Origin of the sequence: Prochlorococcus sp. MIT 1300 (genome assembly GCF_034092375.1) — a bacterium.
Taxonomy (GTDB): Bacteria; Cyanobacteriota; Cyanobacteriia; order PCC-6307; family Cyanobiaceae; genus MIT-1300.
Genome location: NZ_CP139302.1, coordinates 685,685 through 707,749, shown reverse-complemented (window position 1 = coordinate 707,749; position 22,065 = coordinate 685,685). Strand labels below are relative to the sequence as shown.

Sequence of the window (22,065 nt, the reverse complement as noted above, 5' to 3'; positions counted from 1 at the left end):
TTTTTGCGCCTTAGGCAACGGAATTTCCCTAAACGTATGGTGTTTTATGGGACTTTCATTGTTGTTTGCTATTTGATTGTTGCTTTGGTAACTCCAATGTTGGTTTACGGAGGTTTTTTGCCAAAGCCAAATGAGGGACTAACTAATCCTATTTTTGCTCATCCTTCATTTCAGCATTGGTGTGGCACAGACCGGTTGGGGCGGGATGTTTGTGCTCGAACCTTGGAAGGCAGCGGAGTGGCTCTTCAAGTGGTTTTCTTGGCAGTCACCTTGGCTGTATTTATTGGGGTGCCTCTGGGGATTTTGAGTGGATATATTGGTGGGTTGATTGATAGGGTTTTGGTCTTGTTGATGGAAACTCTTTATACCGTTCCTGTCCTATTGCTATCAGTTGTTCTTGCATTTCTATTGGGAAGAGGTATTCTAAATGCCGCACTTGCTCTTTGTATTGTATATGTCCCTCAATATTTTCGAGTTGTAAGAAACCAGACTGCCCAGGTAAAAGTTGAACTGTATATAGATGCTGCTAAAACATTAGGGGCTAGTTCTATATGGATAATGCGTAAATATCTTTTGCGTAATGTGGTCACCTCTGTTCCAGTTTTACTTACACTTAATGCTGCTGATGCTGTTTTAGTGCTTGGAGGCTTGGGCTTTTTAGGTCTTGGTTTACCAGAATATATTCCTGAATGGGGTAGTGATATGAACTTGGCTTTGGCTGCTGTTCCCACGGGGGTCTGGTGGACTGCATTGTATCCAGGTTTGGCAATGTTTATTCTTGTCCTTGGCCTTTCAATGCTCGGAGAAGGATTAGAATCTTGGTTTAGTCGCGATAAAGATTAGTATGAGTAAAATACTTTTATAGGATACATTGCGATGTTAGTGAATAACTTAATTGACTATATATGAGTTGAGCTTTTGCCTAATACTTTAATCTTATATCTCTAGGTAGTCTGTCGGTGATTTCACCATCTGAGTTGAGTTGAGGATATGGTCTCCCTTCTAGTTTGCACCAAGTAGCAACTTCTGGATATGCCCATTCAAATAGTCGTTGTTTATATAGATCTAACCCAACTCCTTCTCCATGTTTAGGTAATAAACCTGCCACTGTCCTTTGGCGCAGTGCTTCAAAGAGCAATGTTGCTGCTGCCACCGAAACATTTAAAGATTGAACCATTCCGCGCATTGGTATGAATACTGTTTCATCCATTAAAGATTTAGCCTCAGAGGTTAGTCCCCATTTTTCGGCCCCCAAAACAAAAGCTGTAGGCTTGCAGTAATTACAGTCCCGATAGTCCTTTGCCTTGGTATTTAGGTTTGTTCCATATAGGCGAAAACCCTTTTCTTTGAGCTTTTTTGCTGCGATTCCAATATTTGGATGATCTTGAAGGTAAACCCATTTTTGGCTGCCTTGTGCTGTGCTGTTAAAAGTTCTAGGTCTTTCTTCCTTGCTGACTGCATGTGCATCCATTGTGCCAACTGCATCACATGTGCGGAGAATGGCGGATAGGTTGTGGGGTTTGTCGACTTCTTCAAGCAGAACTGTCAAGTCTCCCATTCTGCAATTGAGAACTGATTTAAGCCGTTCAAATCGCCTTGGTAGTAGAGGCATCTATCAAAGGGATTCCTTTGGCTTAAGAGTAAGGGACATTGACCCGAAGATCCCTTTCGACGCAAATTCGGTGGCCTTAGCCTCGAGTATCTGTTTCTAGAATCCATTCTGCCAAGGCTTTCACTATTGTGTATTTCTCTACACCATTCCTTTGGTGTTGTTTATTTGAGTAATGACGTGAAGGGTTTATTGGTAAGAAGGTTGGCATGGCAGGTTCTGCAATCTGTTTCTTCAGGGGCTTATGCTGAAAAAGCAGTCGAGCGTGCTTTTCGTAAAAGTAATTTAAAGACTTCAGATAGATCTTTGCTTACCGAAATTTCTTATGGTGCAATTCGCCAACGTTATGTGCTTGATTGTTGGATTGATTTTCTAGGAAAAGTCCCTGCACTTAAGCAGCCGCCATTGCTTAGATGGTTATTACACGTAGGCCTTTATCAAATATTATGTATGGATAGAGTCCCTGAATCTGCAGCCGTTAATATTACTGTGCAACTTGCAAAGGAATCTGATCTAAATAGGCTTTCACGGGTGGTAAATGCAATCCTAAGAGAAGCTGTAAGAGCTAAAGAGGATGATGTTGATTTACCCCAGCCTAAAGATCAATCTCTAAGGTTTGCCCAGAAATATTCATTGCCCATTTGGCTTTCTAAAAAGATAATAAGTTGGAGAGGTTTGCAGGATGCTGAAAATATAGCTAAAGCCTTTAATCAATCTCCAACTATAGATCTAAGGGTCAATAGGCTTCGCTCAAACCCGACAAACTTGCAAGAGGAGTTTAAAATTGCAGGGCTAAAAACAAAGCCAATAAATGGTTGTCCTTTCGGAATAGAGATTTGTTCTAATCCAGGAAATATTCGAGAATTGCCTGGGTACGAACAAGGGGACTGGTCTGTTCAGGATCGCTCAGCACAATGGGTGTCGCCGTTTTTAGCTCCAAGCACTGAAGACAAAATACTAGATGTCTGTGCCGCCCCAGGAGGGAAGACTATTCATTTAGCAGAATTAATGTCTGGGAATGGTGAGATATGGGCCGTAGATAGATCAGAAGACCGGTTAAAAAGATTGAGCTTTAATGCAGCTAGGCTTGGTATTAAAAGTATTCATCCTTTAGTTGCAGATGCAAGCCTTCTAGATACCTTAAAGCCCGAATGGAATGGCTTTTTCAATAAAATCCTTATAGATGCACCTTGTTCTGGCTTAGGAACTTTAGCGAGGAATCCAGACGCAAGGTGGCGAATTAAACCAGAGAATATTGATGACTTAATTGATTTACAATATAGAATTCTTAACGGGGTTTTGCCTCTCTTGGCTTATGGAGGAAGGATAGTTTATTCAACTTGTACTATTAATCCTAGTGAGAATTTTGAGCAAATTAAAAATCTTGTCCAATCTCATCCTGATTTGCATTTGTTGAAAGAAGAACAAAGATGGCCAGGTATTGATAGAGAAGGCGATGGCTTTTATGTGGCTATTTTAGAAAGAGAATTTTATTAATATAAAAATATTTTAATTAATTGGTCTTGATGGGAAGGGGATAATAGGAAACTCATTTGCTATTTGTTTCATATATACCTTCCATGCCCAAGCTGCCTCACCGCTAGTACTTTTCGTTTTTCTGTTGTTGTCATGACCAAACCATATGCCAGTTGTTAGTTGGGGTATGGAGCCTATAAACCAAAGGTCTCGACCTCCTTCAGAGGTGCCTGTTTTCCCCGCAACTGGGCGCTCTTTGAGTTTAGCTTCTTTGCCTGTACCGATACTGACTGATCGTTGAAGCATCCAGTTTAGTGTATCGGCGACATCGGTGCTAATTGCTTGTATATTTTTGGTTTTTTGCATTTTTGAATTCCAAATTAGAGAATTATCTGGTCCCCTTATCTCTTCAATAAGTGTTGGCTTGATGTATTGACCACGATTAGTGACTGCTGCATAGGCAGCAGTCATTTCAAGGACTGTTTGTTCATATGCACCTATTGCTAAAGGGTAATAAGTGCCAAGCTTTCTGTTTTTCCCTACTCCTAGTTTGTTGGCTATATTAATGACTTTTTCAAAGCCTACATTGTCTAAAAGCTGAACAGCAATTGTATTTAGTGAACCCTCAAATGCCTCGCTCAATGAGACTTTGCCCATATATTTATTGTTAAAGTTTTTAGGGCAATATTTACCCCAACATCGGGGTGAGTCAATCAAGATATCTTCAGGCTTATAGCCTGCCTGAATTGCAGCAGCGTAAGGAAATAATTTAAAAGTTGATCCAGGTGAACGGAGGGCTTGAGTGGCTCTATTGAACTGTGTCGCGTTAAAGTTTCTGCCTCCGACCATGGCTCTGATCAGTCCATCTTTAGGAGTTATTGAAACTAGGGCGCCTTCTGTTTCGCGCGGGCTGAAGTTTTCAATTACTCCCTGTGCAACTTTTTGCCAAGAAAGATTTAGGCTTGTTTTGATTTCGAGACCACCAATTTCAAGTTGCTCTTTGGTTAAAAACTCTGGAAGTTTCTTGGCTACCCAACTTGTAAAGAATGGGGCTGAACTTTTAAGGTATTTTGGTCTGGCTTCCCTAATATTTAATGGTGAAATTTTTGCTTCATGGCGTTGAATATCATTTATAAAACCTAATTGATGCATTCTATCTAGTACAACTGAGCGTCGTTCAAGAGCTTTATTTGGATCTATTAAAGGAGAATAAAATGATGGGGCTGGTGCAAGGCCAGCTATTAGAGCAGTCTCTGCAAGTGTCAATTCGACTGGTTTTTTTGAGAAGTAAACCCAAGCGGCATCGGCTACTCCATAGGCTCCAGAACCCAGGTATACATTATTAAGGTACTGTTCAATTATTTCTTCTTTGCTTAGTTCTCGTTCCAATTTATATGCAAGAGCCGCTTCTTGAATCTTGCGAGTAAATGTTTGATCTTGACTAAGAAAAACTATACGAGCTAGTTGTTGCGTAATTGTACTAGCACCTTCTTTGATTCTTCCTTCTTGAATATTAGTTATTAAGGCCCGACTGATTCCCCATATATCAACACCTTTATGGTGGTAAAACCTTTTATCTTCTGCCGCAATAAATGCTTGCTCCAAGAGCTTTGGCATAAGACCATTTGGAACCTTTTCCCTAGTTGCAGGACCAAGTTTTTGTATAATCTTTCCAGAAGTAGAAAGGATCGTTATCGTACCTGGTCGCCTAAAACTAGAGATTGTTGTTAAATTAGGCAGAGCATTATCTATAAAACGGTTGAATGAGTTTTCAATAAGTGAGAAACTGGACCCGATTGCAGCCGCTGAAAAAGTAAGTAAAAGCCAGTTGCGGCGATTACCTGGATTCACAGAATTTGAGTAAGAGTGCTATGCCCAATAGCTAATGCTGTTACAAGCATTCCCATGATTAAAAATGGTTGTGCACTCGCTTGATATTTAACGTCAAATGCCAATGGATCTCTCAGTAACCATATGTCTTGCATAGTCATTTGTGGAATTATTAATAGTATTAGTATTACTGATGCAAGGTGTTGACCAATTGCAATAAGAACTACCACCATCGCCAGTTGAAATACATCAATCATTCCTGCACTTATCCAACTTGCTTTTTTTATCCCAAATGCAACAGGTAAAGATTGCAAACCTAGCTCCCTGTCCCCTTCAACACTCTTGAAATCATTGATAACGGCAATACCTAAGCCTGCCAAGCTGTAAGCCAGAGTTAAGGCAGCAGTGGCCCAAGTAAGTTGTCCGAAAAGAGCTTGCCCTGCCCACCATGGCAGGGCGATGTAACTGGCTCCAAGGGCATAGTTCCCTAGCCATCCATTTTGTTTGAGTTTTAAAGGGGGTGCGGAATATATATAACTAACAAAAGATCCCCCTAGCGCTAGTAAAAAAACAGAGGGAGTTTTGTGGTTTGCCCAAAGGTCTAAAAGATAGGCAACTCCCAAACCTCCTAAAAGAAGAACCCAAATTTGTAGTTTTACTTGATTGAGCGAAATCGCTCCAGAAGGGATAGGCCTATTGGGTTCGTTGATCGCATCTATTTCCCTGTCGTAATAGTCATTAATAGTTTGTGTGTATCCAGCAAGCAGTGGGCCACTCATGATCATGCAGGCAATTGCAGCGATCACGTCAGGCAGCCGCCATTGGTAATTGCCACTGGCGGCTGCGCCACAAACTACCCCCCATAAGAGAGGGATCCAAGTAATTGGTTTCATTAACTGCAAGCGCAGTTTCCAAGTACTTGAGGTTTCAGAGGCACCTTTGATGCCTAAAAGTTGGCGTGCGTCGCTCACTTTTGAAGTCTCAATTACGTGCTAATTCTGTGTCAAAGAACCAGCTAGTTGTGCCATCGCTAAGTTCAAGGACAAGTCCAATACCTTGGCCGTCAGTCATTTTGTATGAAAGAACAGTTCCTCGGGGATCTTCCTTTAGCTTTTTAGTGAGGGAGCTGGAAATGCGATCACGAACGCGATCTAGATCAATTCGGACTTTTGATCCGATTTTGGCCAGAGTGGCAGTCTGGGGCATGGCCTGTAAGGCTTAGAAGTGGCGCAACCCTAACAAGCCGCCTTTGCTTATTTACTAATGGTCGCACTTAGATTGATTCCTTGCCTTGATGTGGCCGCTGGTCGAGTTGTTAAGGGTGTCAATTTTGTTGGGTTGAGAGATGCTGGTGATCCAGTCGAATTGGCCTGCAGATACAGCCTTGCTGGTGCAGATGAGTTGGTCTTTTTGGATATTGCAGCTAGTCACGAGGGAAGAGATACCCTGGTCGAGCTTGTTAGGAGGACAGCTGAAGCTGTAACTATTCCTTTTACTGTTGGAGGGGGAATTGGTTCAATTGAAGGGATTACGGAACTTTTAAGAGCAGGAGCGGACAAAGTTAGTTTGAATTCATCTGCAGTTAAAAATCCTGCACTCGTAAAGATGGGTGCCGATCGTTTTGGGTGTCAATGCATTGTGGTAGCCATTGATGCCAGAAAAAGAACCCATGGGAAGGAAGGATGGGATGTCTTCGTCAAGGGTGGTAGAGAAAATACTGGCTTAGACGTCATTGCTTGGGCTAGAGAGGTGGCTCACCTCGGCGCAGGCGAGATTCTTTTGACTTCAATGGATGGCGATGGTACTCAGAAAGGATATGACTTGCATTTAACTAAATCTGTTGCTGAGGCAGTACCTGTTCCAATCATTGCCTCTGGTGGGGCAGGGTCCATAGATGACATTGCAGATGCTTTTTTTAAAGGCAAGGCATCAGCGGCCCTTTTAGCCTCTCTGCTACATGATGGAATACTTTCAGTTGAGCAAATTAAAACAGATTTGTTGAATAGATCTTTGCCAATAAGGCCCTTAGAGGATTAAAAGTAGTTATGGATCAAAAACACCCAAAGTTTTTCTTTTCTTAGTCTGATTGTGCGTAATAGCGACCCTAAATCAATTGAGCAATTATTTGATGAGATTGCTCCTTCATATGACAAGTTGAATGATCTGTTAAGCCTTGGCCTACATAGAATCTGGAAAAGACAGTTGCTTGGATGGTTGAAGCCAACTCAGGGTGAGAGTTGGCTAGACCTTTGTTGTGGGACTGGAGACCTTGCCTTAGTTTTGGCTGGTCGTGTTCGACCAAGTGGCCATGTCTTAGGTTTAGATAGCTCCTCAGAGCAACTTTCTTTAGCTAAAAAGCGTTCGAATAAAAAGCCTTCCTTGAACATTTCTTGGTTGCAAGCAGATGCACTAAATACAGGACTTTCATCTGATTGTTTTGATGGAGCAGTTATGGCTTATGGACTTAGGAATTTGTCGAATCCGACATTAGGCTTAAAGGAGATGCAGCGAATTCTTAAGCCTGGAGCAAGAGCTGGAATTCTTGATTTCAATAGGCTTTTGAACGATTCATTTGCCGCTAAGTTTCAAAAACTTTATTTGCGTAATTTCGTTGTACCAATTGCCTCCACCCTTGGTTTAAGAGACCAATATGCCTACCTGGAAGAAAGTTTGAAAGAGTTTTCAGATGGACAGGAACAGGAAAAAATGGCTTTGGAGGTTGGTTTCTCAGAAGCCGTTCATTTAAAACTTGCCTTTGGACAAATGGGAGTGCTTTTACTCAAGAATTAATCCGAAGCTGCTAACTCGTATAAATGCTCATGCCAATAGCAAATATTTGAATTATGAAGAAAATATAAAGGGAGGAGAGTTTTGATTTTCCCAGTCCCCTCTTTGCTTTCTTCTATCGAGGAAATGCTTAAGAGAGTCCACACCCTAGAGGGTTTGATTCTTGTGGCAGATGGCGCAACGGTAACTTTCGTTTCGATTTCACAATTGAGCTCTTTATTGCAAAGGTTAAGAACCCATCCAAAAGGGGAGTTGGTTGCCGAAATGCTTTATAACTCTTTAGAGGATGCCCCTAGTCAAGGAACTATAAAGCCAGTATTGGTTTTACAGGATAACGGAGAATTTTGGCTGGGTCTAGTTGGTTTAGGGGATAGTTCGTTGGCGAATATTGCTAGAGTTGACCATCTGAATCGTTGCTTTTACCAAAGCGATTAATACGAATTTTCTTAGATAAAAGCATTTAGTTTTGAATTGAAGTGTTGCGCTGGAAATGGAATAGAGATGTTATACAAAAAGCCAGACCAATAGATGCGCTTACCCACTCCAAAATGGGTAAAAGAGTTATTACTACAGCTACCAATACGACAGTATCCCATTCCTTTATCTTTAGGGAATTATTTAAGTTTTGAGATGTAAGTAGGTTAGCACTCGAGAAGAATATGCTTCCCATTGCCATTGCCCATGAGGTATGGATTGGATCAAGTATTGGACTGATATGACTACTAAAGTAGATTATTAGGAAGACTTTGAATGGGGAGTAAAGTCTTGTTAACTGCTTGTTAAGGCTTGGAGATGATTTATAGAGCTTTAGAATTTGACCCTTAAGGCTTGGAAAGTTCATTTTCTTGGAATTATTCATTTAATTCTAGTAGATCCTTTTGCTTACAAGCAGTTATAGCCTTAAACCATCAAGTGGCCATTCTGCAGCTATGATTGTGCAGGAAGTACTCTAGAAGCCTATCTGGTCGACAGATTGTTTTTGGTTGATCCAACTACGAGAGTTTTCGTTTCAAATTAGGATGGTATGTATACGAAATTCATCAAAAAGCTAAAGACCATTCAGAATGCTTGAAACAACTAAATAAAAATCTTGGATCTTTCCAGAACTGTGTTCAGCTTTGTCGCGTATTTATTTTCATTGCTACTTGTTGCATCACCTGTATTTGCAGTTGAATTAGATGCACCTGACATTTCGCCTGAGTCTTCTCCTACTGAAACACCTCTTGATAGGTCTATTCGATTAAATAATCCATTAAATGGTGGTGTTGACCGCTCGTCTACCTTGCAAGCACCAGTTACTGACCCAAATTTTAATGCAATGAGAGACAATGACCCCGATTCTGGCAAGGCAAAATTTTATGTGGTGGGCCTACTTGTTATTGCATCAATAGTTCCTTTAATAGTTTATTTGGTTCTCAATCGTTAAATTGAAAATCTTACTAATAAACTTTATTGGACTTCTTTATCAAATATAGATGTAAATTTGACTCCTTCATATTTTATATATTCAACACTCCATATATTCTCTGAGAAATCCCTTGCAGAGGATAAAAATCTTTCTTGGTCTCCAGTTTCTAGCCATTGAGATTTGATTTTAGGCAACAGCTCTTGAGTGGCTCCCATTGGTATCCTTAAAAGTAGCAAGCTATTTCTACCTGCTGCTTGACCCAACTCCTTCTTTTCACTTCTTTGAAGGACCCTCAAAAGAAGGTCCAATGTAATTTCCTTCCCTACATTTAATATACTATCTGTATCTGTTATATCTATATGCAAAGATTTTCCACCCAATGGCATTGCTAATCTGCCAGATTGCTTTATAAATGCAATTGCAATTAAATAGCTAGGCTCTTGCATTGACTCGTTTCATTTTTTCTATTATAGCCTCTATGGACCATAATAATTATTATAAAAAAGTACTATTAGCTTTAGCATTTTCTATGAGAATTAAATTTGACTTTATAGGAATTGATTGGTTTTCTAATATGCTTTAATGTATTCCCTTGCCTCTTTAGGCATCTAGTAGGATTCCTGGATGAAATCGGTTTTATTGGCCATCCTATTTTTTCTTTTTTATATTGGGGCTTCTCCTGATATTTTGGCTGCGGATAGTGAAGACGCCTTTCAAGGTTACATGAATGTTTGGAACGAAAAGAGGGAGTTAGCAAGTAAATATCTCCTTGAGGCAGAAACCGCCTTAAAGGAGGGAGATGTCTTGACTGGATGTGCTAAACAAAAAATTGCAAGTCAATATGGCGTTGATGCAACAGAATCGCTAATTAAAGCAATTAAGTTAAAAGGAACTAGTCAAGAGATTGAGAACCTCCAGAGTGGTTTAAATAAGTGGAAGGAGATTGGAGATTACTGCTAGAGACTTATATATTGTTTCTTAAGCAGTTTTCTCTTTAATGCTGAGAAACTTTAAAGAAACTAATTATTTAAATAGAAATTGGAGACTAATTACAGCACTGTGCAAGGGCAACTAATTAAAGTTGAGATCAAAAAATGCTTAAATTAATATCTCACATCTCTAAAACTTTATGACTTTAGATAACAGATAGATAGTATAAGTTAGAAGTGAGAAGATTGATTTTTTATTTCTTGAGGATTTGGAGAATATTTAAAATTTCTTAGAGAGCCATTCTTTAAGTCTTCTGTTTCTTTCGTTCAAGGTTTTTTGATTTGACTCTGAAGGCCCAAAGAGTTAACCCTTGGAAGCTTGAAATTCAGCTTGAAAAAGATTAAATTCTTGGTTTGACCTCTCTCTAGTCGTCAAACTCAGGCTTTGGCTTCTTCTTGGTTTTGCCTGAAACGAGCTCATGTAGAGCTTCGAGGGCAGCATAGATCTCCTTGAGCTCAGAGACCTCTGGGAGTAGGCGGTCCTCTCTCAGCATTTGATCCATATCTCTTAGCTCTTGACGGATATAGCGCAAATGAGAGCAAACCTCTTCACGTTTACTGGTCGACATTAATCATTGATTTCATATTTTGATAGTAGATCGAACATTGGGTCTTGCCAAATGAGCATTTACAGCAGATAATTATTTTTGGTAGCAATCGCTACAAAACGTTCACCCTGCTACATAGTGGGGCGCAGTTCGATTCAAGCCAAGGAACGGGGACTTGAGCTAACTCGGAGAACCAAATGACTCTTACCTATCGCGGTCAAAAGTATCAACAGCAAAAAGATGCTGGACAAAGACAGCATGCTGTCTTGACTTATCGAGGTCAGCAGTATCAAAGATAAAAAAAGCCCTCTATAAAGCCCTCTATATAGAGGGCTTTTTTAATGTGTTATTAAAAATACTAAGAGTTTCAAGTAACAAAAGATTCGTTTGAAAAGCCTTCCTCATAGATGACCCTTATCTTGGTTGCCGACTCAGATGGATTAAGGCCATACTTCATTTTGCGATGTGCCCAATGCTAGCTATTTTGATTAGAGGACTTATTTTGTGGCAAAAAAAAAGTCTCTTTCCTTTTGTTGGGAAGGAGACTTAATTATGCGTTCCTTGTTTATTATGCTTTATCTGGCTAATTATTTATGTAAAATTTATAGCTAATTTGTGTCTTGTCTTATACATTTTTCAATACCAAAATGATCAATAGACTGGTTCCATTAGGCTGATCAGCTAGTCAAAAGAGAGCTTGATCTCTGCAGAAAAAATGAATAGTTAAATCTAAGTCATTGTAAGCGTTTTGGTCGATTTATATAAGTTTTTCTGCTTGTAGGCCCTTGCTAATATTCCATTAAGTTCGATGCTTATTGGCCGTTCCATATTTTGTTCTGGCATGCTGTTGTAGGGCCGTGCGCTGCGTACGATCTCCATTTGAAATTAATTAATTTATTTTATTTCATCATTTATAGTCGATCTTAAAATAATATTTTGTAATTATGATCAGATTTAGTGATTCAAAAAATACAGTTTTAGTTGATCTATTTAAAGAGGTAAGTCTCTTTAGCCTTTCCTTTAAGCACTTACCTCTTTAAGTAGAATGAATGCTATGTTCCCATTGACTTGAAATCTAATTTAATTCAGGCATTTCATGCTTTAGCTCTTGTGCCCAGCTTTGAAGTCGAGAGTCAGTTAAATCTGATTCACTATCTTCATCTAGTGGTAAGCCACAAAAGCTTTCTCCCAGAAGACTTTTGGAGTCATCAAATGTATAGCTATCTTTGCGAACATACCCAACCATTTTAGCTCCAGCTTTTACGAAGTAACTATGTAACTCCTCCATTGCATCACAAAAATTTTCTGTATAAGTAGAGGAGTCTCCCAATCCAAAAATAGCGACCTTCTTTCCTGCCAACTTCATACTTCCGATTGTTTCAAGCATTTCGTCCCAGGCTGTACCTGATCGCTCACAATCTGCTCCAGTATTCCAGGTCGGTATGCCACAAATAATTCCATCAAGACCTTCAAACTCATCTAGGCTTGAAAGATCGGCGAGGTCTTTGGGTGGATTGGATGTTTCGAGAAGTTCATGTAGTCGTTCTGCTACGTCTTCGGTTTTACCAGTGGTTGTGGCGAAATAAATTCCTACAGGCATTTAAAAAAAAATAACTATCACTTCCTAATACAGAAAGTAATTATTTAGAAGTTCAGGATTTACTGATACCTGTTTGAATTGATACCAAGATGTTTATCTATTGGTATTTGAATGGCTTTAAGAAAGGTTTTTAGAACATCAATGGTGCAATTGGCTGCTCAGCTAACTTACCTTTGTAGGGATCACGCCCCCAAGCTTGCAAATAAATTACCAGCTCTTAAGACCAGCAGGGGGGGGTGCAATGCCCTTTTTAGCCATACTTCTTGCTCTAATAATAGATATTGCCAGAGGAATTCCAATGAAGAAGTGAAGAAGAACAATCAGATATAGATCGATTTGGTATCGGCTCATAGTGGTAACCAGTTAAAAGTCCAATACACATCATCTTCCTAGAAATATAATTTTGCTAATCCTGTTTTACCTTTAATAAACCCTTTGTGAAATTTATCACATTCTATTAGTACAAATTTCGCATATTTTTTAGACCTAAAGACGATAGTAGGGCTAAAAACATTATGGTGTGATCAATGATATATACTAGGTTTGCATAATTCACAACCCTAATAAACCATGTAAAGTGAACATCAAGCTTGAGTCAGTTTATTAATAAGTTCATATAGTCCTATATATCTGTCTTCCTCGTGCAGACCTACGGAAACCCAAACGTTACCTATGATTGGTATGCGGGAAATTCTGGGGTGACTAACCGCTCAGGCAAGTTCATCGCCGCGCATGCAGCCCATGCTGGATTGATGATGTTCTGGGCTGGATCATTCACCCTCTTTGAGTTGGCTAGATATGACCCTTCTTTGCCAATGGGAACTCAGGGTTTAATTTGTTTACCTCATTTAGCCTCTCTGGGTATTGGAGGAATTGAAGGAGGTGTAATTACTGATCTTTATGCATGCACAGTCATAGGGGTTTTGCATCTAATTTTCTCCGGAGTACTTGGTGCTGGTGGACTCCTCCATTCACTCAAGTTCGAAGGTGATCTTGGGGATGCAAGTGGTCGCCCTAAGAAATTTGACTTTACTTGGGACGATCCTGATCGATTGACCTCCATCCTTGGCCATCATCTAATTTTCCTTGGACTCGGCGCTATTCAGTTTGTTGAATGGGCCAAATACCATGGCATTTGGGACAGTGCACAAGGCGTTGTTCGGACTGTTGAACCTAACCTAAGCGCTTCAATGGTTTGGAATCATCAAGCTGATTTCTTATCTATAACCAGCCTGGAGGATGTAATGGGTGGTCATGGAATCTTGGCTTTTCTTCTTATAAGTGGAGGAGCATTCCATATTGCTACTAAGCAATTTGGTGAATACACTCAATTCAAAGGGAAAGGATTGCTTTCAGCTGAATCCGTTCTTTCTTACTCCCTTGCAGGGGTTGGATATATGGCTTTTGTTGCAGCATTTTGGTGTTCAACTAACACCACTGTTTACCCAACAGAATTCTATGGTGAGGTTTTAAAACTTAATTTTGAGTTTTTCCCTTATTTTACTGATACCGCCTCCAATCTTTCAGCAGATGTCCACACTTCTAGAGCTTGGTTATCCAATGCTCATTTTTTCCTAGGGTTCTTTTTCCTACAGGGTCATCTCTGGCATGCTTTAAGAGGTATGGGATTTGATTTTAGACGAATTTCTAATGCTTTTGAAAACATGGAGAATGTCAAAATCACTGTGCGTGATTAGAACTATTACTCCTTTGTAAAAACCTCTTAATTCAACCAACAAAAAAGCCTCACGTTAGTGAGGCTTTTTTGTTGGTTGAATGGTCTCCGAGAAAAAAGCTCAGTTTGGAAAGGCTTTAGTCCTCAAATGTCTATAAAGTCTACTTAGTTTTCACTAGGCTTCTGTATTGGCTTGGCTCTTTTTCTTGCCAGTCACATCTGCTTTTATAAAAGGGGAAGAATTGGTACCTTGACCATCATTGTCACTTTTCCCACCAATTGCAAAAATAGCAAATCCAATTACACCGAGTATTCCGAATATAGGTGCTGAAAGGTCAGTAATTGCAGCTGGTGCACCAGTGGTTAATGAAGAAAGAAGCATTGGATGGTAGGGATGAATTTCATATTAATACTGCTTCAACTTCCCATAAATTTGTATGCCTTGAATACAAATGATAAGTCGATGTTATTTTTTTAACAACAGGATGTTATTTTTTAATAGCAATATCTTGCACAAGCTTGAGTGAGATTTGTTTATGTTATTTGCTTATATGCTCAACCAAAAATAAAGCATCGGTTACATTATTGTTTTTGCCAGGGGTTATGTTCTAAGGGGGCAGATCGGTGAGGTGCGCATCGATTTTGGAACAGCGACGATCAACACCCCTTGGTGATTCTATCGAGGGGTGTTTTTTTGTATCTAAATACACACTTTAATAAAAGTCTTGTATCTCTTGTAGAAATAAATTGCTAGATTTTTGATGATATTTTTTAATTCAATAGCAAAGCAAGATAATAACTTCAATGCAATGCTTTAGTTGGCATTTTTATTATTCTCTGAGGTGGTTGCTATAATTTGTTGAATTATCGTTGAACCAATCCATGCCATATGAACCTGGAAGTACTCAATGCCTTGGCCTTATAGCTGCTAAAGACAGTATTTTGAGTGCAATGAACTCTCTTAGTAGGATCGATAATGTTGATCATATCAAGAAGCAGTTAAAGGATATATACAGTGAATTAGACAAGCTACATGACGCTAGAAAGGTTATTGAAAAGGAGGTATAGTCTTCTGTCATCCCTTAGTAAAGAATGATTTTATTAGGGGACGGTAGTTTGCCATCGTAATTGGACGCTGAAATTTATAATTTAATCTCGTGAATTGATGTCGATAGAATTATTCTTTGTGGTCTTTATATTTATTATGGCTAGGCAGAAAATTAGAATAGCTGTAGCTATAAATAATATTAGCGGCATGCCTTGCAGAGAAGTAGCATTACCACTTAGTATCTCTTGAACGTTAGTTTTTCCAATCTTTTTAATGCTATAACCAGCGAATACAAAAGGAGTATCTGAAATCAATATGCTAAAAACAAGTGCTGGTAGAAACTGTCTAAATTTAATCTTGCTGAGACCAACCCCATAACATACAAAGTCAAAGAAGTTTGACATCAAAAGCCCTGTCAATAAGAAGAAATTTTGTTCTAAGTGATTTTTGCTGAACTTTTCTACCCGATTCATTAACCTTTTACCTACCAATGTTTTTATAAAGTTTCGGCCAAGCCTTCTTGAAAGTGTAAAGCTAGTAGAACAAGCAATTAAATCTGCAACAAATATAATAGCTAATCCCTGAGGTATTCCAAAAAAGTACCCTGAAAGTACAGAACAGTAGGTCCCTGGAAGTATAGGTATTACTATGCTCATGAACCTTAGGCCAAAAATTAAAATTGGCCCCCAGAGAACAAATAAGCTTACCTGACTCTGCAAAGTATAGAGCCAAGCCTGAACAACCTCTATTGGGATAGTTCTATAAATCAAAAACATTGCTAGTACTAAAATCAACAAAATGATCAATGAGAATGATTTCTCTTTTAGCTTGCTTTTGATATTCACAGTTCAGAAAATATTTCTTTAAATATAGCACTCTTGCAGGCTTTCAAATTACCCCTTTAACCATAACTGTGCTTTCCTGTCGACTTCTTGGCCAAGAACTTTATTTATTAACTAGTGAGCAATATCAACCTCAATCATATGCTTATTAGGATTTGATTCTCAGATTGATCTTTATTTTTTGTTTTTGATAATCTAGAGCATATAAAAGTAGAGCATAAATAAATATTATTAAGCCACTTAGCTCGGCGAATTCTTCTAAAGTTGTTATCAATCCGTACGATATTCCATGCAATCTTATGACACTTTTCAATACTAGATAATTACCAATTATTTCTAGTATTAAGGCACCGAATACATAAACTGCCCCTGAAAATAAGGTTAGCCTTCGTATCTTTAAAGGAAGGCTGAATATTAATTGCTTAAAATATAATAGGAACCAAACCAAGAAGATGCCGTATGGCACAACCCAAACCGAATTAAGTATAGGAGGCAAAAGCTGCTTTAATCCATTTATAATAAATACCTCATGAATCTGCAGAGCTTCGTCTAACGCTAGAAATAAAAATATCCATTTAAAGGCTCTCCACTTTTTTGCCAAATCTTTACTCTTATATGGAATCTTTTTAGCAACAATTCCTATCAAAACCGCACAGAATATTAAAAGTAAACTTGCAAACAAGGTCGGTATATTCATTTCTTTGTCCATATTAAACAATAGGAACCATTCTTTCCTTAAATTGAAAGAAAACATGGCAACTACAATTAATATATTGATCGCAGTCATGCAAATGGCTGACAAAGCCAGGAACTTTGTTATTGAGAGCGGTCTCCATTTGATCTTTGACTTGGTCATGCGTTCATTACATATACTCATCAATATAGCCCTTGAGATAGTCCCTATCGCCTTTACCTTTGTGGGACATTCTGAGCCCAGGAACCTGATAAACGTAAAATTAAAAATATTGATTATCTCATGCTCTTGTTCAATATTAAGTTCAAATCCATAAAATAACGAATGATATAAGTAGTTTTTTATAGCTTGTAGTGCTCTTTATGCTCAATTAACATGTATGTTAATATATATCTTAGCCATATTTAAAATCTAGGACAAGGAAATACTTTCAAGGGAGAAATAATTGTAATAATTACGATCAAAAAATCTTGATTCCCCTTAAAATTTTTAAAAGAAATATGCTCGCTGTTGATATACCGCTAATTTTTAAGAGAAATGCAGGCCATCAGTATATATCGTCTCTTTAAATCTTTTGTTGAGAAAGATCCAATTGCCAGGAACAGCAGCGATTAACTCGAAATCCCTTTCTTTAAGCCAATTAACGGTATATGTGGCTCCATCTAAAAAACCAGTTTTTTCATCTATTATAATTCTCCCACTCTCAACCTGTAGGTTTAGGCTCTCTATTCTATTTTCCTTGATAGCCTTTATGCTTTCGGGAAAGTAACCTCTAAATAATTCAACTTTTAGGAAAACAGTATTAAAAATTTGATCTCCACAGCTTTGCAGAACTTCTAAATCTTTTCCTTCTGTATCAACCTTTATACATTCAATATATCGATACTTATCTAGATCTAGCTTGTCTATAATCGACCTTAGGTTGTTGACGGCGACTTTAAATTTTAGATCAGTCATATTTCCTGTAACAATTGTATCTTGGCATTTAATAAGACTGCTATTTCCTTTATCTGGGTAGGCACTATAAAACTCAGCAGTTGAAGGTTCATTGATATTATCTATAGCTCCTTGTATTAGAAAGAACCTGCCATTTATTAACTCAAGTACATAATCAGCAATATTGGCACTATTGGTTAAAAGGGATAATTGATTTAGTTTTCCAGAGCCACGAAATAAGACTTCGATGTTTTGAGGATGTGGTTCAATCCCGATAATCCCTCTATCAGGGTTATCAATTATCCATTTAGCACTCTGTGACGCATCATTTGATAAACCTACATCTATTCTTACCTTTTTTACTTCCTTCCCAAAAGCAATATTGTCCCAGTCTTCTAGCTTGGATGTTCCCCAAATCCATTTATCGCTAACCTTGTCTCTGGTTTGAAAGAATAATTGAGATTTTTCATAGTCATAAGTTTCCATCTTTGACGAGAGGTCGCTTGGCCTTGTATGTGCCACCCAGAATAACACTCAGCAAAACCGGTGAAACTCTATCACTTTTAACTGGTAATTGATTGGCTTTATCTCTCTGCGAACCGAACATCTTTTATTAGAAGATGTCTTAACTTGCATCACTCCATGGTTACAATCTTTCAATAGAAATGTATTAAGCCCTTGAGAAATCTCTAATCTTGTTTTCAGATCATCCGCTGAAGTAGTGCATTTTACTCTTTTGGCTAATCCTATTAATAGACATTTCATGCATACAACATAAAATATTTTCTTCCCCTATACTATATTGATTTAATAATAGATCTGATGTGTCTAGGCTGCTAGTCCTTCAACATCTGTGTAGAGAGGGGCCTGGTTTGTTTGCAACGGTTGCTTTAGAGAGAGCAATGACTATAAGGATTGTTCGATTGGATCAGGGAGAAAGTTTTCCTAAATTAGAGCCAGGGGACTTGCTTTTGGTTTTAGGTGGATCTATGGGTATCAGGGATAAAAATGATCCTAAATATTTTTGGATGCTTCATGAATTGGATTTTATAAAAGAAGCTCTTAGTAAGAGGATTGCAATTGTTGGAGTTTGCCTTGGCGCACAGCTTTTAGCACATGTTGAAGGGGGAAAGGTTGAATCTCTTCTTGATAGATCGTCGCTTAAACTAAAGCCAGAAGTAGGCTGGGGAGCAATCTATGCTAGCGGTCGTTCAATCCAAGACTCAGAGAATATTTTGTTTAAATCCCCCTTTAATGTATTACATTGGCATGGAGATAGAATCATACTGCCTCCCTCGGCAGAGCTTCTTGCAAGCAGCAAGCGTTGTAAAGAGCAGCTATTTAAGATAGGAGCTAATGCGTATGGTTTACAATTTCATGTTGAAATAGAAGACCAAATGTTTGAACAATGGATTAAAGAAGACCCAGACTTTATTAGAGCTGGTTTAGGTCTAGATGCAGAGCTGACTTTGAGAAAACAACAAAAGGAATATGGACAACAAACTTTAAATACCAGATTTGCATTTATACGGAAATTATTCCAGTCGCTTTGTTCCTGAAAATTTTGAAACCCTTCTTTTAACCATGTTTCTAAATTAATGCTATTAGTATGGATAGAAGATACAAATGATTTGACGATTATTCTATTACCTATTGAAAAACTGAAGAAGTATCTTGAAATTGGCTTTGATTACTTCTTGTCTTGCTTTGCACTTGAAATTGTGAAAAGAATCCATTTTTTGAGAGAATGGCACTTATGCCATTCCATCAACGAAGTGAAGTTCCTTCCTCAATACATATATTTTAAAGCCAGCCCCTATATGCTCCCCTCATTTTCTCAGGTGGAAATTACCGGGAGGCGCGACAAGTGAATTTTCAGGACATTATTAGTTCTTTGAATACCTTTTGGGCTGAGCAAGGATGTCTGTTACTTCAGCCTTATGACACTGAAAAGGGGGCGGGGACGATGAGTCCTCACACTGTGCTACGAGCACTTGGTCCTGAGCCATGGTCTGTAGCTTATCCAGAGCCTTGTAGGCGTCCGTCTGATGGCAGGTATGGGGATAATCCTAATCGTGCACAGCATTACTTTCAATATCAGGTTTTAATAAAACCTTCCCCGGACAGCATTCAAGAGACTTATTTGTCTTCTCTTGAACGTCTGGGTATTTGCCCAGATCAACATGACATTAGGTTTGTTGAGGATAATTGGGAGTCGCCTACTCTTGGAGCTTGGGGGGTTGGCTGGGAAGTATGGCTTGATGGGATGGAAGTTACTCAATTTACGTATTTTCAACAATGTGGCGGTATAGATTGTCGACCCGTTTCAATTGAAATCACTTATGGACTTGAGAGGTTGGCTATGTATCTTCAAAATGTAGAAAGTATATGGGATCTTAAATGGAATAATCACATGAATTATGGGCAAATATGGCTGCCTTTTGAAAAGGCTCAATGTGAATATAATTTCAAGAAATCTGATCCTGAGCGCTTAAATAAGCTTTTTGCTTTATATGAAGCTGAGGCTGCAGACTTGATTTCCAAGGGACTCCCTGCACCAGCCCTAGATTTTGTCCTTAAATGTAGCCATACTTTTAATCTTTTAGAAGCCAGAGGAGTGATTTCGGTTACAGAAAGAACCGCAACCATTGGTAGAATTAGAAATCTTGCACGTCAAGCTGCGGAGGCCTGGGTTGAAGAAAGAGGAAAAATGGGATTCCCTTTGCTTAAAAAGTACCAAATTAAATAGCCAAACTGGCTAATCGACTAGAAGAAAATATCTTACATAGAAAGCCGCTCTAAATAACTTTGTAGTGTTTTAATCGCACTCAATCGTGTATCTAACTTTACTTTGGCTGGTATGCGTGGCTACATTATATGCATTGCAGATTAATTAAACTCTATAAGCCCAAATAATTGGGCTTTTTGTGTGAGGAACTCAATGAAACTCTTCCAGCAATTGCTGGTAGCACCTGCTGCGCTTGGCCTTATGGCTCCTGTCGCTGCAACTGCTGCTGAGCTAAACATCAATGGTGTTTCTGACTACGCCGCTTCTAGCGAGCAAGTCACAAATGCTTCTCAATTCTCTGATGTCCATCCTAGTGATTGGGCTTACCAGGCTCTGACCAACTTGGCTGAGCAAACTGGATGCGTAGCTGGAACCCCCAGCGGCAACCAGTCAATGACCCGCTTCGAAGCGGCTGCTCTCCTTAATTCTTGCTTAGGCAACGTCGCTGAAGCTTCTGACGACGTTCGTCGCCTAACCAGCGAGTTCGGCCCTGAACTTGCAGTACTTAAAGGTCGCGTTGATGGCCTAAGTGCTCGTGTTGGCGAGTTTGAAGCAGGTCAGTTCTCCTCAACCACCAAGTTAGATGGTTATGCCATTTTTACTCTTGGAGGAATTTCTTATAACGATCGTGATGATGTCACGACTCCTAAAGATGCCACCACAATGAATTACACGTGGCAGGCCAATTTAAGGAGCAGTTTTACTGGCGAGGACATGCTCTATACCCGTCTAAAGACAGGTAATTTTGGGCCAAGCATGTTCAAGAGTACTTCTGATGGTACCTATTTGAATCATGCTAATAGCAATGACGACACCCTAAAGGTAGATAAGCTTTGGTACAGCTTCCCTGTTGGAGACAACGTTAAGGCCTGGCTGGGTGCAAAGATCGAGAACTACTACATGTTGGCTAGTGCTCCTTCGGTTTATAAGCCAATCTTGAAGTCTCTTAAGTTAGGTGGAAACGGCGCTGTTTATGGTGCGAGCACAGGACAGGGCTTTGGTGCTGCTTGGACTCAGTCAGTCGACGACCGTAGCGAGCCAAGATTTGCGGTTAGTGCTAACTACACTGCTTCTAGCAGTACAGGTGAAGACGCTGATCCAACTAAAGGCGGCATCCTCACTGATGGTGCAAAAGGGATGTTCCTTACCAAAGTCGAGTATGGAAGCCCTCGTTGGCAGGTTTCAGCTGCTTATTCCCACAAGACTGCAGATCCAGCAGCATCGGCTGGATTTGGAACAGTTGCCGGTAGAAACCGTACTGGCGAGCAAGACGCCATAGGTTTAAGGGCTTATTGGAAGCCAGAAGATACTGGTGCAGTCCCATCTATCAGTGTGGGCTATGACATCGCAAACATTGATGCGAAGTCAACAGGTGACACCGAAGAAACTACTGCTTGGATGATTGGTCTTTCATGGAAGGATGCTTTCATTGATGGCAACTCAGCCGGTCTTGCTTTTGGTGCTAACCAGTATGCAACTGAGAAGAAAGGTGGTGGTGATACCAACGATGAGAACACTGTTCTTGAAGCTTGGTATACCTTCCAGGTATCTGACAACGTATCAGTAACTCCAGCAGTATTTGCTTTAACTGATCCAAAGGGTGATGGCGTGAAGGGTGATGATGTTGTCGGCGCCTTGATTAACACTAAATTTAAGTTCTGATCAACCAGAAACTCCTAATTTGTGTTCCTTTAAAGCGCCCACTTTGTGGGCGCTTTTTCTTTTAAAAGAGATGGGATAATCACAAGAAAAACTTGTCTAGACATATTTATTTTATTAGGATCTAAGCGATATTATATGTCTATCGTGAGACTTTCCAGGTAGATAATTATAAT

At 39.3% G+C, this 22,065-nt stretch carries 25 protein-coding genes; 13 read left to right on the top strand and 12 right to left on the bottom strand.

Translation table 11 applies throughout. The annotated features are described in order from the left end of the window. The first annotated feature begins 36 nt into the window (after positions 1–36). Positions 37–843: an ABC transporter permease gene (locus SOI83_RS03770; protein ID WP_320677626.1), complete on the top strand. Its 807-nt coding sequence runs from the start codon at positions 37–39 to the stop codon at positions 841–843. 79 nt (positions 844–922) lie between these two features. Here the strand turns inward: SOI83_RS03770 and trmH are convergent, their stop codons facing one another. Then, complete coding sequence (gene trmH, locus SOI83_RS03765) at positions 923–1,612, bottom strand: tRNA (guanosine(18)-2'-O)-methyltransferase TrmH (RefSeq protein WP_320677311.1); 690 nt, start codon at positions 1,610–1,612, stop codon at positions 923–925. 126 nt (positions 1,613–1,738) lie between these two features. On the opposite strand from trmH, the gene SOI83_RS03760 reads away from it, so the two are divergent. Next, entirely contained in the window at positions 1,739–3,106 is a 1,368-nt protein-coding gene (locus SOI83_RS03760; protein WP_320677310.1) for a 16S rRNA (cytosine(967)-C(5))-methyltransferase, read from the top strand. A 12-nt stretch (positions 3,107–3,118) separates the two neighbouring features. On the opposite strand, the gene SOI83_RS03755 is transcribed toward SOI83_RS03760, so the two are convergent. The 3 genes from SOI83_RS03755 to SOI83_RS03745 are packed head-to-tail and all read right to left on the bottom strand — an operon-like array spanning position 3,119 to position 6,121. Then, on the bottom strand, positions 3,119–4,936 hold the full coding sequence (locus tag SOI83_RS03755; protein WP_320677308.1) for a PBP1A family penicillin-binding protein: 1,818 nt from the start codon (positions 4,934–4,936) through the stop codon (positions 3,119–3,121). After that, positions 4,933–5,886: a chlorophyll synthase ChlG gene (gene chlG, locus SOI83_RS03750; RefSeq protein ID WP_320677307.1), complete on the bottom strand. Its 954-nt coding sequence runs from the start codon at positions 5,884–5,886 to the stop codon at positions 4,933–4,935. Before chlG ends, SOI83_RS03755 begins: the two co-directional genes overlap by 4 nt. A 10-nt stretch (positions 5,887–5,896) precedes the next feature. Beyond that, a complete protein-coding gene (locus SOI83_RS03745; protein WP_320677306.1) occupies positions 5,897–6,121 on the bottom strand; it encodes a DUF2862 domain-containing protein in 225 nt (74 codons plus the stop codon). Between the two features lie 57 nt (positions 6,122–6,178). Between SOI83_RS03745 and hisF the strand changes: the two genes are divergently transcribed. The 3 genes from hisF to SOI83_RS03730 all read left to right on the top strand — a co-directional run bounded on the left by hisF (position 6,179) and on the right by SOI83_RS03730 (position 8,137). Next, positions 6,179–6,952, top strand: a complete 774-nt coding sequence (gene hisF / locus SOI83_RS03740; protein ID WP_320677305.1) for an imidazole glycerol phosphate synthase subunit HisF — start codon at positions 6,179–6,181, stop codon at positions 6,950–6,952. A 51-nt stretch (positions 6,953–7,003) separates the two neighbouring features. Continuing rightward, positions 7,004–7,705, top strand: coding sequence for a bifunctional demethylmenaquinone methyltransferase/2-methoxy-6-polyprenyl-1,4-benzoquinol methylase UbiE (gene ubiE, locus SOI83_RS03735; RefSeq protein ID WP_320677304.1), 702 nt, complete (start codon positions 7,004–7,006; stop codon positions 7,703–7,705). 123 nt (positions 7,706–7,828) lie between these two features. Next, positions 7,829–8,137: a hypothetical protein gene (locus tag SOI83_RS03730; RefSeq protein WP_320677303.1), complete on the top strand. Its 309-nt coding sequence runs from the start codon at positions 7,829–7,831 to the stop codon at positions 8,135–8,137. Positions 8,138–8,162: 25 nt separating this feature from the next. Here SOI83_RS03730 and SOI83_RS03725 read toward each other — a convergent pair whose 3' ends face one another. Then, complete coding sequence (locus tag SOI83_RS03725; protein ID WP_320677302.1) at positions 8,163–8,561, bottom strand: hypothetical protein; 399 nt, start codon at positions 8,559–8,561, stop codon at positions 8,163–8,165. A gap of 231 nt (positions 8,562–8,792) precedes the next feature. Between SOI83_RS03725 and SOI83_RS03720 the strand changes: the two genes are divergently transcribed. Beyond that, positions 8,793–9,128 (top strand): hypothetical protein, encoded by a 336-nt coding sequence (locus tag SOI83_RS03720; protein ID WP_320677301.1) that lies wholly within the window; start codon positions 8,793–8,795, stop codon positions 9,126–9,128. Between the two features lie 23 nt (positions 9,129–9,151). On the opposite strand, the gene SOI83_RS03715 is transcribed toward SOI83_RS03720, so the two are convergent. After that, a complete protein-coding gene (locus tag SOI83_RS03715) occupies positions 9,152–9,556 on the bottom strand; it encodes a hypothetical protein (RefSeq protein ID WP_320677300.1) in 405 nt (134 codons plus the stop codon). A 178-nt stretch (positions 9,557–9,734) separates the two neighbouring features. Between SOI83_RS03715 and SOI83_RS03710 the strand changes: the two genes are divergently transcribed. After that, positions 9,735–10,070 (top strand): hypothetical protein, encoded by a 336-nt coding sequence (locus tag SOI83_RS03710; protein ID WP_320677298.1) that lies wholly within the window; start codon positions 9,735–9,737, stop codon positions 10,068–10,070. 394 nt (positions 10,071–10,464) lie between these two features. Here the strand turns inward: SOI83_RS03710 and SOI83_RS03705 are convergent, their stop codons facing one another. After that, complete coding sequence (locus SOI83_RS03705) at positions 10,465–10,668, bottom strand: hypothetical protein (protein WP_320677297.1); 204 nt, start codon at positions 10,666–10,668, stop codon at positions 10,465–10,467. Positions 10,669–10,844: 176 nt separating this feature from the next. On the opposite strand from SOI83_RS03705, the gene SOI83_RS09680 reads away from it, so the two are divergent. Then, positions 10,845–10,946 (top strand): DUF4278 domain-containing protein, encoded by a 102-nt coding sequence (locus tag SOI83_RS09680; RefSeq protein WP_414153431.1) that lies wholly within the window; start codon positions 10,845–10,847, stop codon positions 10,944–10,946. A gap of 776 nt (positions 10,947–11,722) precedes the next feature. Here SOI83_RS09680 and fldA read toward each other — a convergent pair. Then, entirely contained in the window at positions 11,723–12,247 is a 525-nt protein-coding gene (fldA, locus tag SOI83_RS03700; protein WP_320677296.1) for a flavodoxin FldA, read from the bottom strand. Positions 12,248–12,888: 641 nt separating this feature from the next. On the opposite strand from fldA, the gene SOI83_RS03695 reads away from it, so the two are divergent. Then, positions 12,889–13,944 carry a chlorophyll a/b binding light-harvesting protein gene (locus SOI83_RS03695; RefSeq protein ID WP_320677295.1) on the top strand — a complete coding sequence of 352 codons (1,056 nt, stop codon included), beginning with the start codon at positions 12,889–12,891 and terminating at the stop codon, positions 13,942–13,944. A gap of 153 nt (positions 13,945–14,097) precedes the next feature. Here the strand turns inward: SOI83_RS03695 and SOI83_RS03690 are convergent, their stop codons facing one another. Next, the gene (locus tag SOI83_RS03690; protein ID WP_320677294.1) at positions 14,098–14,304 is read right to left on the bottom strand and encodes a hypothetical protein; all 207 of its coding nucleotides are present in this window, start codon (positions 14,302–14,304) and stop codon (positions 14,098–14,100) included. Between the two features lie 488 nt (positions 14,305–14,792). Between SOI83_RS03690 and SOI83_RS03685 the strand changes: the two genes are divergently transcribed. Beyond that, on the top strand, positions 14,793–14,990 hold the full coding sequence (locus tag SOI83_RS03685; RefSeq protein WP_320677293.1) for a hypothetical protein: 198 nt from the start codon (positions 14,793–14,795) through the stop codon (positions 14,988–14,990). Between the two features lie 81 nt (positions 14,991–15,071). Here the strand turns inward: SOI83_RS03685 and SOI83_RS03680 are convergent, their stop codons facing one another. The 3 genes from SOI83_RS03680 to SOI83_RS03670 all read right to left on the bottom strand — a co-directional run bounded on the left by SOI83_RS03680 (position 15,072) and on the right by SOI83_RS03670 (position 17,928). Continuing rightward, a complete protein-coding gene (locus tag SOI83_RS03680) occupies positions 15,072–15,815 on the bottom strand; it encodes a TVP38/TMEM64 family protein (protein ID WP_320677292.1) in 744 nt (247 codons plus the stop codon). Positions 15,816–15,960: 145 nt separating this feature from the next. After that, complete coding sequence (locus tag SOI83_RS03675) at positions 15,961–16,509, bottom strand: hypothetical protein (RefSeq protein ID WP_320677290.1); 549 nt, start codon at positions 16,507–16,509, stop codon at positions 15,961–15,963. Positions 16,510–17,034: 525 nt separating this feature from the next. Further along, positions 17,035–17,928, bottom strand: coding sequence for a hypothetical protein (locus SOI83_RS03670; protein ID WP_320677289.1), 894 nt, complete (start codon positions 17,926–17,928; stop codon positions 17,035–17,037). A 338-nt stretch (positions 17,929–18,266) separates the two neighbouring features. Between SOI83_RS03670 and SOI83_RS03665 the strand changes: the two genes are divergently transcribed. From SOI83_RS03665 to SOI83_RS03655, 3 genes are all read left to right on the top strand, one after another. Then, positions 18,267–19,001: a type 1 glutamine amidotransferase gene (locus SOI83_RS03665; RefSeq protein WP_320677288.1), complete on the top strand. Its 735-nt coding sequence runs from the start codon at positions 18,267–18,269 to the stop codon at positions 18,999–19,001. Between the two features lie 308 nt (positions 19,002–19,309). Next, the gene (gene glyQ / locus SOI83_RS03660; RefSeq protein ID WP_320677287.1) at positions 19,310–20,191 is read left to right on the top strand and encodes a glycine--tRNA ligase subunit alpha; all 882 of its coding nucleotides are present in this window, start codon (positions 19,310–19,312) and stop codon (positions 20,189–20,191) included. A gap of 192 nt (positions 20,192–20,383) precedes the next feature. Next, positions 20,384–21,892, top strand: a complete 1,509-nt coding sequence (locus tag SOI83_RS03655; RefSeq protein WP_320677286.1) for an iron uptake porin — start codon at positions 20,384–20,386, stop codon at positions 21,890–21,892. The last annotated feature ends 173 nt before the right edge of the window (positions 21,893–22,065 follow it).

Excerpts from the sequence above, each read along its gene's own strand:
- SOI83_RS03770 (WP_320677626.1), top strand. The coding sequence starts at position 37 with ATGGTGTTTTATGGGACTTTCATTGTTGTTTGCTATTTGATTGTTGCT.
- trmH (WP_320677311.1), bottom strand. The coding sequence starts at position 1,612 with ATGCCTCTACTACCAAGGCGATTTGAACGGCTTAAATCAGTTCTCAAT.
- SOI83_RS03745 (WP_320677306.1), bottom strand. The coding sequence starts at position 6,121 with ATGCCCCAGACTGCCACTCTGGCCAAAATCGGATCAAAAGTCCGAATT.
- hisF (WP_320677305.1), top strand. The coding sequence starts at position 6,179 with ATGGTCGCACTTAGATTGATTCCTTGCCTTGATGTGGCCGCTGGTCGA.
- SOI83_RS03730 (WP_320677303.1), top strand. The coding sequence starts at position 7,829 with ATGCTTAAGAGAGTCCACACCCTAGAGGGTTTGATTCTTGTGGCAGAT.
- SOI83_RS03725 (WP_320677302.1), bottom strand. The coding sequence starts at position 8,561 with ATGAATAATTCCAAGAAAATGAACTTTCCAAGCCTTAAGGGTCAAATT.
- SOI83_RS03715 (WP_320677300.1), bottom strand. The coding sequence starts at position 9,556 with ATGCAAGAGCCTAGCTATTTAATTGCAATTGCATTTATAAAGCAATCT.
- SOI83_RS03710 (WP_320677298.1), top strand. The coding sequence starts at position 9,735 with ATGAAATCGGTTTTATTGGCCATCCTATTTTTTCTTTTTTATATTGGG.
- SOI83_RS03705 (WP_320677297.1), bottom strand. The coding sequence starts at position 10,668 with ATGTCGACCAGTAAACGTGAAGAGGTTTGCTCTCATTTGCGCTATATC.
- SOI83_RS09680 (WP_414153431.1), top strand. The coding sequence starts at position 10,845 with ATGACTCTTACCTATCGCGGTCAAAAGTATCAACAGCAAAAAGATGCT.
- fldA (WP_320677296.1), bottom strand. The coding sequence starts at position 12,247 with ATGCCTGTAGGAATTTATTTCGCCACAACCACTGGTAAAACCGAAGAC.
- SOI83_RS03690 (WP_320677294.1), bottom strand. The coding sequence starts at position 14,304 with ATGCTTCTTTCTTCATTAACCACTGGTGCACCAGCTGCAATTACTGAC.
- SOI83_RS03675 (WP_320677290.1), bottom strand. The coding sequence starts at position 16,509 with ATGAATATACCGACCTTGTTTGCAAGTTTACTTTTAATATTCTGTGCG.
- SOI83_RS03670 (WP_320677289.1), bottom strand. The coding sequence starts at position 17,928 with ATGGAAACTTATGACTATGAAAAATCTCAATTATTCTTTCAAACCAGA.
- SOI83_RS03655 (WP_320677286.1), top strand. The coding sequence starts at position 20,384 with ATGAAACTCTTCCAGCAATTGCTGGTAGCACCTGCTGCGCTTGGCCTT.